Below are 15,211 nucleotides of genomic sequence, written 5' to 3' on the forward strand. Positions count from 1 at the left end.
CCGGTCATTTCGCGGGAGCGAGTACATCCTTGTTGGCGGCGTCGAACTGCAGCCGGGCGAGGCGCGCATAGATGCCGCCGTGGCGGATCAGGCTTTGATGCGTGCCCTCCTCGACGACGCGGCCCTGGTCCATGACGAGGATGCGGTCGGCCTTCAGCACGGTGGCGAGGCGATGGGCGATGACGAGCGTCGTGCGGCCGTCGACCAAGCCGTCGAGCGCCTTCTGCACCAGGGTCTCGCTTTCGGCGTCAAGGGCAGACGTCGCCTCGTCGAGCAGCAGTACGGGCGCGTTCTTCAGGATGGCGCGGGCAATGGCGATGCGCTGCCGCTGGCCGCCCGAGAGGGTGACGCCGCGTTCGCCGACCTCGGTCTCATAGCCGCTCTCCAGCCGGGCGATGAATTCGTCGGCCTGGGCGGCAAGGGCTGCGGCGCGGACCTCCTCACGCGAGGCGCCGGGGCGGCCGAAGGCGATGTTGTCATGGATCGAAGCGGCAAAGATCGTGACGTCCTGCGGCACGATGGCAATGCGCTGGCGCAACTCGTCCGGTGTCGTCAGCCGGGCGTCGACACCGTCGATCGTCACGCTGCCCTGCTGCGGATCGTAGAAGCGTAGCAGCAGCGAAAAGACGGTGCTCTTGCCGGCGCCGGAGGGGCCGACGATGGCGACGGTTTCGCCCGGCGCGATGGCGAAGTTCAAGCCATGCAGCGCCGATTTGCCGGGACGCGAGGGATAGGCGAAATGCACGTCGGAAAATTCGACGCGGCCGCGGCTGGGCGAGGGCAGGGCTTCGGGGCTGGCAGGGGCGGCGATCGGCGAGACCTCGTCGAGAAGCTCGGTCAGACGGTCGGCCGCGCCGGCCGCCTGCGAGAGTTCGCCCCAGACCTCCGACAGTGCGCCAAGCGATCCGGCCGAAATGACGGCATAGAGCAGGAACTGACCGAGCGTGCCGGCCGAAAGCGTGCCGGCAAGCACGCTGTGGGCGCCGACCCAGAGCACGGCGACGACGCTGCCGAAGATCAGCGTGATGGCGATGCCGGTCAGCAAGGCGCGCGAGCGGATGGCGGCGCGGGCGGCCTCATAGGCGGATTCAACGGCGCCGCCGTAGCGCGTCGCTGCGGCATCTTCGCCGTTGAAGGCCTGGACCGTGCGGGTTGCGGCGATCGTCTCGTTGGCAAAGGCGGACGCTTCGGCAAGCGTATCCTGGGCGGCGCGGGAGCGCCTGCGCACCGAGCGGCCGAAGGCAACGAGCGGGAAGACGATCAGCGGGATCGCCCCGATGACGAGGCTGGAAAGCTTCGGCGAGGTGACGACCATCATGCCCATGGCGCCGAGACAGAGGATGAGGTTCCTGAGCGCCACGGAAGCAGTGGCGCCGACGGCGGACTTGATCTGCGTCGTATCGGCCGTCAGACGCGAGATGATTTCGCCGGACTGGTTGACGTCGAAGAAGGAGGGCGACAGCCGCGTCACATGGGCAAAGACATCGCGGCGAAGGTCGGCAACGATGCGTTCGCCGATGGTGATGACGAAATAATAGCGCATGGCGCTTGCAACAGCGAGCACGACGGCCATGACCATCAGCATGGCAAAGTAGCTGTTGATGAAGCGGCCGTCCGACTGGGTGAAGCCGTGGTCGATCATGCGGCGCACGGCGAGCGGCAGCGCCAGCGAGGTGACGGCGGCAAGCGTCAGCGAAATCAGCGCACCCGCCACCAGGCCGCGATAGCGCATGAGATAAGGCGTCAGTCTGCCAAGCGGCCGCAACGACCGCCCTTTGTTTTCCCCAGCCCGTCCCTGTTCTGCCAAATCATCTCCGATCGCCGCGAGGACCCGCTAATGCGGCCTGTTGGCTCTTGTTATCCCGGCGTCCTTCATGTATAGGCACGCCATCCTAATGGGAAGCCGTAGCCATCACGACTGCGGCTTCATTTATTCAATCGGTTCGGTGGCCGCAACTGCATGCGGCAAATTGAACTCCGGTATCGCAGGAAGATTGTTATGAAGGCAGGCATCCATCCCGACTATCACATGATCAAGGTAGTCATGACCGATGGCACCGAATACGAAACCCGCTCGACCTGGGGTTCGGAAGGTGCTGTCATGAACCTCGAAATCGATTCCAAGTCGCATCCGGCCTGGACCGGCGGCAATCAGCAGCTGATGGACCGCGGTGGCCGCGTTTCAAAGTTCAACAAGCGTTTCGGCGGCCTCGGCCTCTAATCGCTTCTGCTCGACGGAATTTGAAAAAGGCCCGGTTCTGCCGGGCTTTTTTGCGTTTGCAGGCTGGCGCGGTAGCGCAGCAAATGAAAAACCGGCCGCGCAAGGCGCAGCCGGTTCAAATGGAATTTGTCAGATCGGTCAGTTGTTGCCGAAGGCCGTCTGCAGCAGGGAAAGCTGGGCCTGCACGCTGTTCTGATTGTCGTGAACGATCACGGCTTCGGCCGGGCGATAGATTTCGCGATCAAGCAGGGCGATGCGGTTCTGCAGGCGCAGCGAGCGCTCGACGAGATCGCGGAAGGATTCCGGCAGATCGCCCCAGCCCGGTGCGGCGCGGTCGACGTTGAAGCCGTCGAGGCGAACCTTGTTCTTCTCGGCCAGCACCTGATCGCGGGACATTTCGCCGTTGTTGACGGCGCGCTGCAGCAGCAGCCAGGAAGCCATCTGCATCAGGCGGGTGGTCAGCCGCATCGATTCCGCGGCATAGAGGACGGACGCCATGCGCGGCAGAACCTTGGAGGCTGCGCGGCCCTGGCCGTCGAGATAGGCGGCGGTCTCCTCGACCAGCGACATGCCTTCGGCATAAAGCGCCTTGAACTGTGAGGATGCAGCCGCGCGGCCCGCAAAACTGATCGTGTTCAATCCAACTTCCGACATCGCAATAGTCCCTGTTGCACGCAGCTACTTATGGTCAGGTAACGCCGGCGCCGACGGAAAAGTTTCCCGAGCCGGTCTTTATTACTTTAAGATGGTATCATTAGCGCAAATGCGCAAGCCGTTTCTTAAGAAAGGGTTAATCTCCACAGTTTCATGGAAATGCGCCGGCCGCAGCAAAAAGAAGAGCCGCAAAAGCGGCTCTCAAGGTAAAACAGGGAGAAAAATCAGACCAATTCACCGCATGGAAAACTGTCTGAGACCCAGAGGAAATCTGGATGAATATAGTAATACCTTATAAAGCTTAATATTTTATTAACATTGTGCCGAATGAAGACTTGAGGCTGGCTCGTTTGGTCAGCCATGCTGTTGTTTTTTGAGGTTTTTACGGATCATGATCGGAAGAAGCTTTCCGCCGCCTGTCGTCCGGAGGCCTTGCGGGCGGCCTCGGCTTCCAGGCGGGTGATCTCGGTCTTCAGCAACTCCACGCGCGCCTTCAGCTCGTCCACCGAAAGCAGGGAGAGATCGGCGCCGATCTCATGGGCGGTTTTCTTCTGCGGCCGGTCGTCATCGATAAAGCTCATCGGTTCTCCTCCTTTTGCTGCAGGCAGCATGATGGTGAAAAATACGGGTGATACGGAAGGGAAATTTAGGCCGATCCGGCCTAAACGCACCCTTGTCCTGAGCTTCCCGTTCATGAGTCACGGAAAAAAACCGCAGCGCAGTCCTGCGGGACGCTCTATCCGAACTTTACAGCAGGATCGCTGCTTTCGGGAGACTTGCCGGTGCCGCGATCGGCAAGCGACATGCTTTCCGGCGTCAGCATCGGCGAAGTGCCGGTTGGGATCGTCGTATAGGCGTCGCGGTCGCTGGCCGGGACGGCGGCGCGGATGCGGCTTCTGATAATCGCATAAACGGTGATCAGCACATGGGCGATGGCCGTGACCAGGAAAAGCGCATGCGGTGTGATCGCCGACATGACGGGGCCGCCGAGCGTCGGGCCGATGACCGTGCCGATGCCGTAGAGGAGCAGCAGACCGCCGGAGACCTTGACGAAATCCTCCGATGCCGCGAAGTCGTTCGCGTGAGCGACCGCGATCGGGTAGAGCGTGTTGGCCACCGCGCCGTAAAGGACAACCAGCCCGATCAGCAAGGCGGGCGATGTCGGGTGGAGCATGAAGATCAGCAGGCCGGCGAGAGCGGCGATCGCCGACATGGCGGCGAGCACGTAGCGCCGGTCGATACGATCGGAAAGTCGGCCGGCCGGCAACTGCATCATGGCGCCGGCGAAGATGGTGGCGCTCATCATCACGGCGATGCTGGTGTCGGAAAGGCCGGCGCCGGCGCCGAAGACGGCGCCCAGCGTGCCATAGGCGCCGTTGGCGATGCCGACGAGCAGGATGCCGAGGCAGGAGACGGGCGAATTGCGGTAGAGCGCCGGCAGGTCGAGACGCACGGCCTTCAGCGGCTGCGGCGAGGCGGCGGTCGACAGTGTCGTCGGCAGCATGGCGATGCAATAGAAGATGCCGCAGATCATGAACAGCACCGGCGTGCGCACATCCTCGAGCGGGATCATCATCTGGCCGCCGACGACGCCAAGCAGTGTGATGCCGATATAGAGCGAGAAGATCGCGCCGCGGCTTTCGTTGCTGGCGCGCTCGTTCAGCCAGCTTTCGATGATCATCGAGGTGCCGGCGGTGGAGAAGCCGGTGACGGCGCGCAAGACCACCCACCAGATAGGATCGATGATGATGCCGCTGACCAGCGCGATGATGGCGATGATCGAGATGAAGCCGGAGAAGGCTCTGACATGGCCGACGCGGCGCACCAGTTTCGGCGCCACCAGGCAGCCGATGACGAAGCCTCCGGCCCATGAGGTGCCGAGCAGGCCGAGCGTCGTGGTGGCGTAGCCTTCGAGATTGCCGCGCACGGGAAGCAGGATGCCCTGCAGGCCGTTGCCCATGAAAAGGAAGAGCGTGCCAAAGAGCAACGCGGCGACGGACAGCAGATTTCTCTTCATTTCCCCAGACTCGGTCTCAGCGATTGTAAACGGACATAAGGCAAGACCTGCGCCTGGCCAGCCTCAAGATGATTGATTGTGCCCCGGAATATCTTTACGGCGTGTCGAGATGCTCTTGTTCGCGCGGAAAAATGTCCGTCCTGTGACATTCCGAAAAATGGAAAAAATAAAGCATGACAAAGCTGATAGCCTTGCTGCTCATGCTTGCCATGGTGATACAGGTGATCAAGCCGCTCGGGCTCCCCGGCCTCCGGCGGCGCATGGATTTCTGGAAGATCGCGCTCATCGCCTTCGGCGTCTGGGCCGTGGCGCTCTTGTCGCGCGACTTCCTGATGTAAGCCCGCACTCCCTCCCGGATCGTCAGTCCTGCAGGATGATTTCTCCGCGCATGACGGAAACGCAGCGTCCCGAGATGACGACATCGGTGACGATCCCGCCGGATTTCACGACATCGAGGGCAATGATACTGCGGCGGCCCATTTCGACGCCTTGTTCGATGGTGATGCGGACGTCCATATCGGCGTCCGGCGCAAGCGAGACAAGATAGGCGCCGAGTGCTGCCGAAGCGCTGCCGGTTGCCGGATCCTCGGGCACGTTATCGAGGGGCGCGAACATGCGGGCGCGAATATGCCACGGATCGTCGGATGTCCTGGCATAGACGAAGAGCGAGAAGTCGTGGCCGCTCGTCGTCTGCCGGCCCGCGGCCGCCTGGAAGCCGGCAAGGTTCGGACGGGCGGCGGCCAGGGTTTCGAGCCCCTTCAATTCGGCGACGGCGAAGTTCAGGCCGACGGAGGCAAAGACCGGCGCGTGGGTGGTGGAGACGATGACGCCCGGATCGAGCGAGATGCAACGGGCGACGGTTTCCTCGGCAATGGTGTCGCCGATCGTCAGCGGCTGCGGCGCGCGGATGGCGGTGGCCTCGATTTGTCCGCCGTTGCGTTTCAGGTCGACTTCGACGATGCCGGCCTTTTCCTCGAAGCGCAGCCTGTCGCCGACCGGCTTGCCGAAGATCTCGGCCTGCCGGCCGAGCACGTAGGCGGTGCCGACATTCGGATGGCCGGCGAAAGGGATCTCCATCGTCGGAGTGAAGATGCGCACACGAGCGGAATTCCGATCGTCTTCGGGCGGCAGAACGAAGGTGACTTCGGAATAGTTGAACTCGGTGGCGATCTTCTGCATCGCCACATCGCTCAAGCCCCGGGCATCGGAAATGACGGCAAGCGGATTGCCCTCGAAGCGGATGGAGGTGAAGACGTCGACGGTGACGTAGGAGATGGTGTTCATGGCGGCTCCTGTTGTGGCAGGCCGTCATGAGTAAGCATGGTTTTTCAGGGAATGAAGCGGTTTCTTGTCGCCGTGACAAATGAGTGCGGGCTTTGCCTGCGCGCCTTATTTATCCGCCGGCTCGTTGGTGGAGGAGAACGTCTCCCGCGAACTCCCTCATGCCTGTGCGCCTCAGGACTTCGCCCAAGGGATGTCACAGGAATCCAACTATGGCGCGTCTGCGCCGTGAATGAATCAATGCATGAGGGGAAGGACTAGTGCGCCCAAGGACTTGGGCGCACTGGATTCCTGTGACGAGCACAGGAATGAGGGAGCCGAAGGGATTGGCGGGAGCGGCAACGTTGTGGTTGCCGCCCCCACCCAAATCCCGAGTCCAAAAGTCAAGCGGCCTTTTCCAGGTCCTTCTTCCAGCTGCCCTTGGCGGCGAGGCTGTTCATCTCGGCGCGGTGGGTGAATTCGCGCTGGCCGGCGGCGACATTTTCCGGCTTGCCGTTCCAGGCCTTGAGGGCGCTGTCCTGCAGGGCGCGGCCGTAGGAGAAGGTGACAAGCCAGGGCAGGTCGCCGGTGGCATTGATGGCGGAAAGATGCGCGGTCGCCTCTTCGGTCGTCTGGCCGCCGGAGAGGAAGGCGATGCCGGGAACGGCGGAGGGAACGGTCGCTTTCAGAACCTTGACGGTGCGCTCGGCAACTTCTTCGACCGACGCCTTGCGGGCGTTCCTGCCGTCGATCACCATGTTCGGCTTCAGGATCATGCATTCGAGGCTGACGCGGGCTTCGGCCAGTTCCTCGAAGACGATGCGCAGCGTGGCTTCGGTGACTTCGGCGCAACGGTCGATGTTATGGTCGCCCGGCTTGCCGTCCATCAGGCATTCCGGCTCGACGATCGGCACGATCTTGGCTTCCTGGCAGAGAGCCGCATAGCGGGCGAGCGCCTGAGCGTTGGCACGGACCGAGCCGCGGGTCGGCAGCGAGGACGAGATGGCGATGACGCCGCGCCACTTGGCGAAACGGGCGCCGGCTTCATAATAGCGGGCAAGGCGCTCGCCGAGGCCGTCGAGGCCTTCGGTGATGGTTTCGCCGGGAAATTTGGCCATTGGCTTGGCGCCGGTATCGACCTTGATGCCGGGAATCGAACCGGCAGCGCGGATGATGTCGACGAAAGGCGTGCCGTCGGCGGCCTTCTGGTAGAGCGTCTCTTCGAAAAGAATGACGCCGGAAATATATTTCTTCATCGCCTCGTCGGAGCGGAAGAGCATCTCGCGGTAGTCGCGACGGCTGGTTTCGGTCGATTCAAGATTGATCGTGTCGAAACGCTTCTTGATGGTGGAGGTCGATTCGTCAGCCGCAAGCAGCCCCCGGCCACCTGCAACCATCTGCACTGCAATGTCTTCCAGTCGTTCGCTCATTCGATCTCTCCACAGCGTTAACATCGGCGGTTTAAGAATATAGGACGGCGATAACAGAAGTTTATAGTGAGGAAAATGGAAGGCTAAGTCATTGAAACGATTGAAATCAATTCAATCGTTTGAAAAAATGGGATTTTTTTCAAGCCTTGAGCAAAAGACCGCGGAAGGCTTCTCGCCACCGCGGTCTATCCACATGTAAAATCTGCCAAATTGCGTTTGCGGCGCCGCACCGCTTATTGCAAGGTGCGACGCCGAATGCGTTTTTTCGCGCCGAGGCGCTCGGTCTTATCTGGCGGCGTTGAGGACGGCGACGCCGGGAAGTTCCTTGCCTTCCATCCATTCGAGGAAGGCGCCGCCGGCGGTCGAGACATAGGTGAAATCGTCGGCAACGCCGGCATGGTTGAGCGCCGAGACGGTGTCGCCGCCGCCGGCAACCGAGGTGAGCTTGCCGGCTGCCGTGCGCTCGGCGGCGTATTTCGCGGCAGCGACGGTTGCTGTATCGAAGGGCTCGATTTCGAAGGCGCCGAGCGGACCGTTCCAGACGAGCGTTGCGGCGCGCTCGATCCAGGCGTTGATGGCCTCGACCGATTTCGGGCCGACGTCGAGCACCATGGCATCGGCGGGAATGGCGTTGATATCGACCGTCTCGTTGGCGGCACCGGCCTTGAATTCGCGGGCAACGACGCCGTCCTCCGGCAGGATGATGGCGCAGCCTGATGTCGCGGCCTCGATCATGATCTGCTTGGCGGTTTCAGCGAGGTCATGCTCGCAGAGCGACTTGCCGACATGGGTGCCGCGGGCGGCGATAAAGGTGTTGGCCATGCCGCCGCCGATGACGAGCGCGTCGACCTTCTTCACGAGGTTCATCAGGAGGTCGATCTTGGTCGAGACCTTGGCGCCGCCGACAATCGCGACCACCGGGCGGGCCGGGGCGCCGAGGCCCTTTTCCAGCGCTTCCAGCTCGGCCTGCATAGTGCGGCCGGCATAGGCCGGCAGGTGATGGGCAAGGCCCTCGGTCGAGGCATGGGCGCGGTGGGCGGCGGAGAAGGCGTCGTTGACATAAATATCGCCATTGGCGGCAAGCGCCTTGGTGAAGTCGGGGTCGTTCTTTTCCTCGCCCTTGTGGAAGCGGGTGTTTTCCAGAAGCAGGATATCACCGTCATTCATCGCGGCGACGGCGGAAGCGGCGGCTTCGCCGATGCAGTCGGAAGCCGTCGTCACGGCGTGGTCGAGCACTTCCTCGACGGAAGGGGCGATCAGCGACAGCGACAGATCCGGCGAAGGGCCGTCCTTCGGCCGGCCGAAATGGGCAAGCAGGATCACCTTGGCGCCCTTGTCGGACAGTTCGAGGATCGTCGGCGCCACACGCTCGATGCGCGTCGTATCGGTGACCTTGCCGTCCTTGACCGGAACGTTGAGGTCGACGCGGATGAGAACGCGCTTGCCGCTGATGTCGGTGAGATCGTCGAGGGTCTTGAAAGCAGGCATGGGGAGGATCCAGTCTTGGTTGGCGGAAGTTGCGCCGACCATAGCAAGGATCATTCGAGACGCAAGGCGTTCAACGGCCGTTTTCGCGCCTGGCTTCGTCGCCTCCTGCCGATGCTTTCGGCGCGCCTTCGGAGGCCGCCGCTTCGCGATTCCGGCGTCCCTTCAGTCGCTCGCGGATGCGCTGGATGATGTCCTTGAGATTGATGAAGATCGGCAGGGTGATTGCCGGTTCGACCGCTTCGAGCGACATGCCGACGGAGGTGACGTGGTCGTGCTCGTCGAGATCGCGGACGATGAGAATGATCGAGCCGAGGCGGACGCGGTCGGCATAATCGGCCTTGCCGCCGAGGCGCTGCCGCATCAATTCGGCGATCGTCAGGCCTTTTTCGGATTCGTTGAGCAGGCCGGGACCGTAGGCGGCGTCAAGATCGGCGGCGGGGCGGGCAGGCGACAGCGCGAAGGCACCGAAGAATTCGGCATCGTCCTCATCGACCGGCGCACGGCTGGCGAAGAGCCGGTCGAGCAGGCGCGAATAGCTCGGCACGATGAAGAGGTAGACGAGGTCGTTCTCGCGCAGGCGTCCGGCATATTGATAACGCATCGACTTGCCATCGCGGATGACGAGCGAGGGTGTCGCCCAGCGCGGGATGCGCTCGCCGCGCAGCACCGGACTATCCTTGATGACGCGATAGGAGAGCAGTTCGTGGTTGGCGGCGCCCGGCAGGTCGACCTCGACCTTGTCGACGGCGCCGATGCGCGGCGGAATGATGAGGCCGAGCTTCTTGGCGACGGGCTTGATCGTCCAGCCTTGGACGAGCAGGGAGACCAGCACGATGATGAAGGCGGTGTTGAAATAGATCTGGCCGTTCTCCAGCCCGCCGAGGATCGGCATGATGGCAAGCAGGATGGAGACGGCGCCGCGCAGGCCGACCCAGGCGACGAAGCCGATTTCCTGCTGCGTGTAATCGAAGGGAAGCAGCGACAGCCAGATCGCCAGCGGCCGGGCGACGAAGATCAGGAAGAAGGCGAGCAGGATGGCCGGCACGATGATGACGGGAAATTGCGACGGCGTGGCGAGCAGGCCGAGCACCAGGAACATGATGATCTGCGCCAGCCAGGTCATGCCGTCCTGGAAGCGCTTGATGGTGCCGATCGCCTGCATCTTGCGATTTCCGGCGTAGATGCCGGCAACATAGACGGCCAGGAAGCCGCTGCCGCCGACCGTGCCGGCGAAGGAGAAGACGAGCAGGGCGAGCGCCAGCACGAAGATCGGCGTCAGGCCGCGGTCGGTATCGAGCTTGCTGACGATCAGCACGATCATCATGCCGCCGAGCAGGCCGAGGATGACGCCGAGCCCCATCTGCTGCACGAACATGGCGAGCATGCCGATATTGATGCCGTCGTAACGCTCGCCGCTCGCCAGCACCTCGACAAGGGCGATGGTGAGGAAGATCGCCATCGGATCGTTGGTGCCGGATTCGACTTCGAGAGTCGAACGCACCTTGTCACGGATGTTGATGCCGCCGATGCGCAGCAGGAAGAAGACGGCGGCGGCATCCGTCGAGGCGACGATCGAACCGAGCAGCAGTCCTTCCAGCCAGGTGAAGTTCAAAAGCCACATGGCGGCGAAGGCAAAGAGCGAGGCGGTGATCAGCACGCCGACGGAGGCGAGCGTGAGAGAGGGCACGGCTGCCAGCCGGAAGGCCTGCATCGGCGTGCCAAAGCCGGAATCGAACAGGATGACGGCAAGCGCGATGGAGCCGAGAATATAGGCCAGATAGTTGTTGCTGAATTCGATGCCGAGACCGTCGACGCCGGCGGCAAGGCCGATCATCAAAAACAGCAGAAGCAGCGGGGCGCCGAAGCGGAAGGCGAGCAGGCTCGAAAAAGCGGCAAGAAGCACGAGCGCCGTCGCGACCAGCACTACGATATAGAACGCTTCCATGCCCACCCCTTCCATCGAATGCTTGCCGATGCGGCCACCCCCGGCCGATCCGCCTTGTCTCAACCCCTCCACCACGCGCGTCGATGCATCAGTAAACGGCAAAACGGCAGAGAAGGGTAGGCCTTGCGGCTTAACCTCGTCTCGTGCTGCATCATGCTGCTGAACGGCTGCCGGACGGCCACCGACACGGAAATGCTACGGGAGAAACTCTCTACAAAGAATGTATAAGCAAATCAGGCAAGAGCAGGGCGAAAGGCACGAAGATCGATTTTTCCTGCCGGTATCTGCGAGCCGCCCCCGTTCGTCTTGTCCACTGGCGAGAGGAAGGGATCGCAGCCGCGGTTTGGGCGAGTGCTATCCCAACACCGCCTGAAGTGTGATGACGGCGAGAAACGAAAGACCGATGAACACGGCAGCCCGAACGACCAGACGATTGGCCGTTGCCAGCACGGCAGGTCTGACGTCCCGCTTGCGATGAAACCGCTGCCGCCGCTTGAGGGTGGTATGGGACAAGCGTTTTTGCGCCTCTGCCATTTATCGCCTCCACTTGCATTTCCTCAATCTACCACGGTTGGCCAGTGGATTGCCAACCGTGATTTCATCCTTGCGGCCACCGAACCCGTCGCTTCGAAGCGGCTTTCAAAACAGAAGATGAGGCAGATCGGCTGTCAGTCTGCAGTGTCGTCGCCCCCGTCGGTCAGATCCTCGACCGGAACCAGGAAAACGACGAATTCGTCGTCGATGGTCCTTTGCGGATCGTCGTCGAATTCATAGGCGTGCTCGACTTCGCTGGCTTCCTCGGCGGTCGCCTTGCGCAGGCTGAGCGCGGCCTTACGGTCCCACAGGGGCTTGCCTTCGGATTCCAGGATGGTCAGGTCGTCGCGAAAATCTTCCGCCTCGAAGAAGTGCGTCGCTTCCTCATGGTTTTTCGAACGAAAGCTGGCAATGGCGCGGCCGGCGATCTCAACGGTAAAGTAATCCATGCATCTCTCCCTATCTCCCCGGCCGGCGAAGCGGTTCAGGGCTTGGTGCACCATATCAGGTTTCGCAATCGATCCGGCGCGGTACCTATAACAAAACGGCCCGGTTTCCCGGGCCGTTTCCGAAGATTCGATCGTCAGGCTCTCAGATGAGCTTGGCGAAGGCGACGGCCGTGTCGGACATGCGGCTGGAGAAGCCCCACTCGTTGTCATACCAGGACAGGACGCGCACGAAGTTGCCTTCCATGACCTTGGTCTGATCGGTCGCGAAGATCGAGGAGTGGCTGTCGTGGTTGAAGTCGCGGGAGACCAGCGGCTCGTCGGTGTAGCCGAGGATGCCCTTCAGCGCGCCGTTGGAGGCGGCCTTGATGGCTTCGTTGATTTCGCCGACCGTGGTCGCCTTCTTGGAGACGAACTTGAAGTCGACGACCGAAACGTTCGGGGTGGGAACGCGGATCGAGGTGCCGTCGAGCTTGCCCTTGAGATGCGGCAGGACGAGGCCGACGGCCTTGGCTGCGCCCGTCGAGGTCGGGATCATCGAGAGGGCGGCTGCGCGGGCGCGATACAGGTCCTTGTGCATCGTGTCGAGCGTTGGCTGGTCGCCGGTGTAGGAGTGGATGGTCGTCATGAAGCCGTGGTCGATGCCGACGGCGTCGTCGAGGACCTTGACGACCGGCACCAGGCAGTTGGTGGTGCAGGAGGCGTTGGAGATGACCAAGTGCTCCTTGGTGAGCTGGTCATGGTTGACGCCGAAGACGACGGTCAGGTCGGCGCCGTCTGCAGGCGCCGAAACGATGACGCGCTTGGCGCCGGCCGTCAGGTGAGCGGCGGCCTTGTCGCGGGCGGTGAAGATGCCGGTGCATTCCATGGCGATGTCGACGCCGAGTTCGCGATGCGGAAGCGTTGCCGGATCCTTGATCGCGGTGACCTTGATCGGCTTGCCGTTGCCGACGGTGATCGTGTCACCTTCGACCTTCACGTTTGCCGGGAACTTGCCGTGGATCGAGTCGTAGCGCAGCAGGTGGGCGTTGGTCTCGACCGGGCCGAGGTCGTTGATGGCGACGACTTCGATGTCGGTGCGGCCGGATTCGACGATAGCGCGAAGGACGTTACGGCCGATGCGGCCGAAACCATTGATGGCAACCTTGACTGTCATGTGCATTCACTCCCGATAGAATAGAGCCCGATAGAGAGGGCCTGGAATTGAGGAGATGGAGAGCGCCTCAAGGCGCCCTCTTTAAAGCTTTGCTTCCGCGGCCGCAACGACGGCGTCGGCGGTGATGCCGAAATGCTTGTAAACGTCCTTGACCGGGCCGGACGCGCCGAAGCTCTTCATGCCGATGAAAGTGCCTTCCGGTCCGATGAAGGCGTCCCAGCCCTCGCGGACGGCGGCTTCGACGGCGATCTTGACCGGCGAGTTGCCGAGAACATCCTTGCGATAGGCGTCCGGCTGCTCGAAGAACAGTTCGGTGCAGGGCACCGAGACGACACGCACCGAAACACCCTTGGCTTCAAGAGTGGCGCGAGCGGCGACGGCGATTTCGACTTCCGAGCCGGAGGCGAAGATCGTCACCTTGGCATCGGCATTGCCGGCGAGCGTATAAGCGCCCTGTTCGCAAAGGTTCTTTTCGCTGTATTCGGTGCGGGCCGGGCTGAGGTTCTGACGCGTCAGGGCAAGGCCCGACGGACGGTTGTGCGTCTTAATGGCGATCTGCCAGCATTCCGCCGTTTCCGTGGCGTCGGCCGGCCGGAAGACCAGCAGGTTCGGGATGGCGCGCAGGCCGGCGAGCTGCTCGACCGGCTGGTGCGTCGGGCCGTCTTCGCCGACGCCGATCGAGTCGTGCGTCAGGACGTGGATGACGCGGATGCCCATCAGTGCTGCGAGGCGGATCGGCGGGCGGCAATAATCCGAGAAGATCAGGAAGCCGCCGCTATAGGGAATGAGGCCGCCATGCAGCGCAATGCCGTTCATGGCGGACGCCATGCCGTGCTCGCGGATGCCCCAATGCACGTAACGGCCGGCGAAATCCGTCGGCGTGATCGAGTGCATCTGGCTGGTCTTGGTGTTGTTCGACGGCGTCAGGTCGGCGGAGCCGCCGAGGGTTTCCGGCACGAAGCCGTTGATGATTTCGAGTGCGTCCTCGGATGCCTTGCGGGTTGCAACCGTCGGCCTGGTCTCGGCGAGCTTCTTCTTATATGCGCTGATCGCGGCATCGAAACCTTCCGGCAGGTCGCCTGCCATACGGCGGGAGAATTCCGCTCTGGCCGGCGATCTGGACAGAGTTTCTTCCCATGCCTTGACGATATTGTCGGAGCGGGTGCCGGCCGAACGCCATGCCTCGAGAATGTCGGAAGGGACGACGAAGGGCTCGTAATCCCAGTTCAGAGCCCTGCGGGTGGCGGCGATTTCATCGGCGCCGAGCGGGCTGCCGTGCACCTTGTGGCTGCCGGCCTTGTTCGGAGCGCCGAAGCCGATGACCGTCTTGCAGGCGATGAAGGTCGGGCGGTCGGACTGGTGGGCGGCCTCGATCGCATCGGCGATGGCGGCCTGATCGTGGCCGTCGATCTCGATGGTGTTCCAGTGAACGGCTTTGAAGCGGGCGATCTGGTCGGTCGAATCCGACAGCGAAACGGCGCCGTCGATGGTGATCGAGTTGTTGTCCCAGAAGAGGATCAGCTTGTTCAGCTTCAGGTGGCCGGCAAGCGCGATCGCCTCATGGCTGATGCCTTCCATCAGGCAACCATCGCCATTGATGACGTAGGTATAGTGGTCCTGCAGGTCCGCACCGAATTCATCGCGCAGCTTGCGTTCGGCGATCGCCATGCCGACGGCGTTGGCGATGCCCTGGCCAAGCGGGCCGGTCGTGGTTTCGATGCCGGTCGCATGGCCGTATTCCGGGTGGCCGGCGGTCTTGGAGCCGACCTGGCGGAACTGCTTCAGGTCCTCGACCGTCATGTCGGGATAACCGGTCAAATAGAGCAGCGAGTAGAGCAGCATCGAGCCGTGGCCGGCAGAGAGCACGAAGCGGTCACGGTTCGGCCAGTGCGGCTTCTTCGGATCGAAGCGCAGATATTTGGTGAACAGGACCGTTGCCACGTCGGCCATGCCCATCGGCATGCCGGGGTGGCCGGAATTCGCCTTTTCAACGGCGTCCATGGCGAGGAAACGGATCGCATTCGCCATCCGGTCGTTTTGTTCGGGAGAGGTCATGGCTT

General features: G+C 62.4%; 14 protein-coding genes. 2 read left to right on the top strand and 12 right to left on the bottom strand.

Features of this window, described 5'->3' with window-relative positions:
• Positions 1-4: 4 nt before the first annotated feature.
• A complete protein-coding gene (locus CO671_RS01205; protein ID WP_097603992.1) occupies positions 5-1,807 on the bottom strand; it encodes an ABC transporter transmembrane domain-containing protein in 1,803 nt (600 codons plus the stop codon).
• 192 nt (positions 1,808-1,999) lie between these two features.
• Between CO671_RS01205 and rpmE the strand changes: the two genes are divergently transcribed.
• Positions 2,000-2,221 (top strand): 50S ribosomal protein L31, encoded by a 222-nt coding sequence (rpmE, locus tag CO671_RS01210; RefSeq protein WP_003566413.1) that lies wholly within the window; start codon positions 2,000-2,002, stop codon positions 2,219-2,221.
• Positions 2,222-2,359: 138 nt separating this feature from the next.
• On the opposite strand, the gene CO671_RS01215 is transcribed toward rpmE, so the two are convergent.
• The 3 genes from CO671_RS01215 to CO671_RS01225 all read right to left on the bottom strand — a co-directional run bounded on the left by CO671_RS01215 (position 2,360) and on the right by CO671_RS01225 (position 4,892).
• The gene (locus CO671_RS01215) at positions 2,360-2,875 is read right to left on the bottom strand and encodes a DUF1465 family protein (RefSeq protein WP_004679442.1); all 516 of its coding nucleotides are present in this window, start codon (positions 2,873-2,875) and stop codon (positions 2,360-2,362) included.
• Positions 2,876-3,264: 389 nt separating this feature from the next.
• Positions 3,265-3,456 (bottom strand): DUF1192 domain-containing protein, encoded by a 192-nt coding sequence (locus CO671_RS01220; RefSeq protein WP_010031580.1) that lies wholly within the window; start codon positions 3,454-3,456, stop codon positions 3,265-3,267.
• A gap of 155 nt (positions 3,457-3,611) precedes the next feature.
• Positions 3,612-4,892 carry an MFS transporter gene (locus CO671_RS01225; RefSeq protein WP_097580336.1) on the bottom strand — a complete coding sequence of 427 codons (1,281 nt, stop codon included), beginning with the start codon at positions 4,890-4,892 and terminating at the stop codon, positions 3,612-3,614.
• A 173-nt stretch (positions 4,893-5,065) separates the two neighbouring features.
• On the opposite strand from CO671_RS01225, the gene CO671_RS33625 reads away from it, so the two are divergent.
• Positions 5,066-5,230, top strand: a complete 165-nt coding sequence (locus CO671_RS33625) for a hypothetical protein (protein WP_097603993.1) — start codon at positions 5,066-5,068, stop codon at positions 5,228-5,230.
• Between the two features lie 22 nt (positions 5,231-5,252).
• Here CO671_RS33625 and CO671_RS01235 read toward each other — a convergent pair whose 3' ends face one another.
• The 8 genes from CO671_RS01235 to tkt all read right to left on the bottom strand — a co-directional run bounded on the left by CO671_RS01235 (position 5,253) and on the right by tkt (position 15,206).
• Complete coding sequence (locus CO671_RS01235; protein ID WP_097603994.1) at positions 5,253-6,176, bottom strand: PhzF family phenazine biosynthesis protein; 924 nt, start codon at positions 6,174-6,176, stop codon at positions 5,253-5,255.
• 380 nt (positions 6,177-6,556) lie between these two features.
• Positions 6,557-7,582, bottom strand: coding sequence for a class I fructose-bisphosphate aldolase (locus CO671_RS01240; RefSeq protein ID WP_097603995.1), 1,026 nt, complete (start codon positions 7,580-7,582; stop codon positions 6,557-6,559).
• A gap of 285 nt (positions 7,583-7,867) precedes the next feature.
• Positions 7,868-9,070 carry a phosphoglycerate kinase gene (locus tag CO671_RS01245; protein ID WP_170964908.1) on the bottom strand — a complete coding sequence of 401 codons (1,203 nt, stop codon included), beginning with the start codon at positions 9,068-9,070 and terminating at the stop codon, positions 7,868-7,870.
• A 70-nt stretch (positions 9,071-9,140) separates the two neighbouring features.
• Entirely contained in the window at positions 9,141-11,015 is a 1,875-nt protein-coding gene (locus CO671_RS01250; RefSeq protein ID WP_097603997.1) for a potassium/proton antiporter, read from the bottom strand.
• A gap of 354 nt (positions 11,016-11,369) precedes the next feature.
• Positions 11,370-11,549, bottom strand: a complete 180-nt coding sequence (locus CO671_RS01255; protein WP_097603998.1) for a hypothetical protein — start codon at positions 11,547-11,549, stop codon at positions 11,370-11,372.
• A 134-nt stretch (positions 11,550-11,683) separates the two neighbouring features.
• On the bottom strand, positions 11,684-11,998 hold the full coding sequence (locus CO671_RS01260; protein WP_097603999.1) for a hypothetical protein: 315 nt from the start codon (positions 11,996-11,998) through the stop codon (positions 11,684-11,686).
• Positions 11,999-12,140: 142 nt separating this feature from the next.
• Positions 12,141-13,151 (bottom strand): type I glyceraldehyde-3-phosphate dehydrogenase, encoded by a 1,011-nt coding sequence (gene gap, locus CO671_RS01265; protein WP_097604000.1) that lies wholly within the window; start codon positions 13,149-13,151, stop codon positions 12,141-12,143.
• A gap of 81 nt (positions 13,152-13,232) precedes the next feature.
• Complete coding sequence (gene tkt, locus CO671_RS01270; protein ID WP_097604001.1) at positions 13,233-15,206, bottom strand: transketolase; 1,974 nt, start codon at positions 15,204-15,206, stop codon at positions 13,233-13,235.
• Positions 15,207-15,211: the final 5 nt, after the last annotated feature.

Origin of the sequence: Rhizobium sp. M10 (assembly GCF_002531955.1) — a bacterium.
GTDB lineage: Bacteria > Pseudomonadota > Alphaproteobacteria > Rhizobiales > Rhizobiaceae > Rhizobium > Rhizobium etli_C.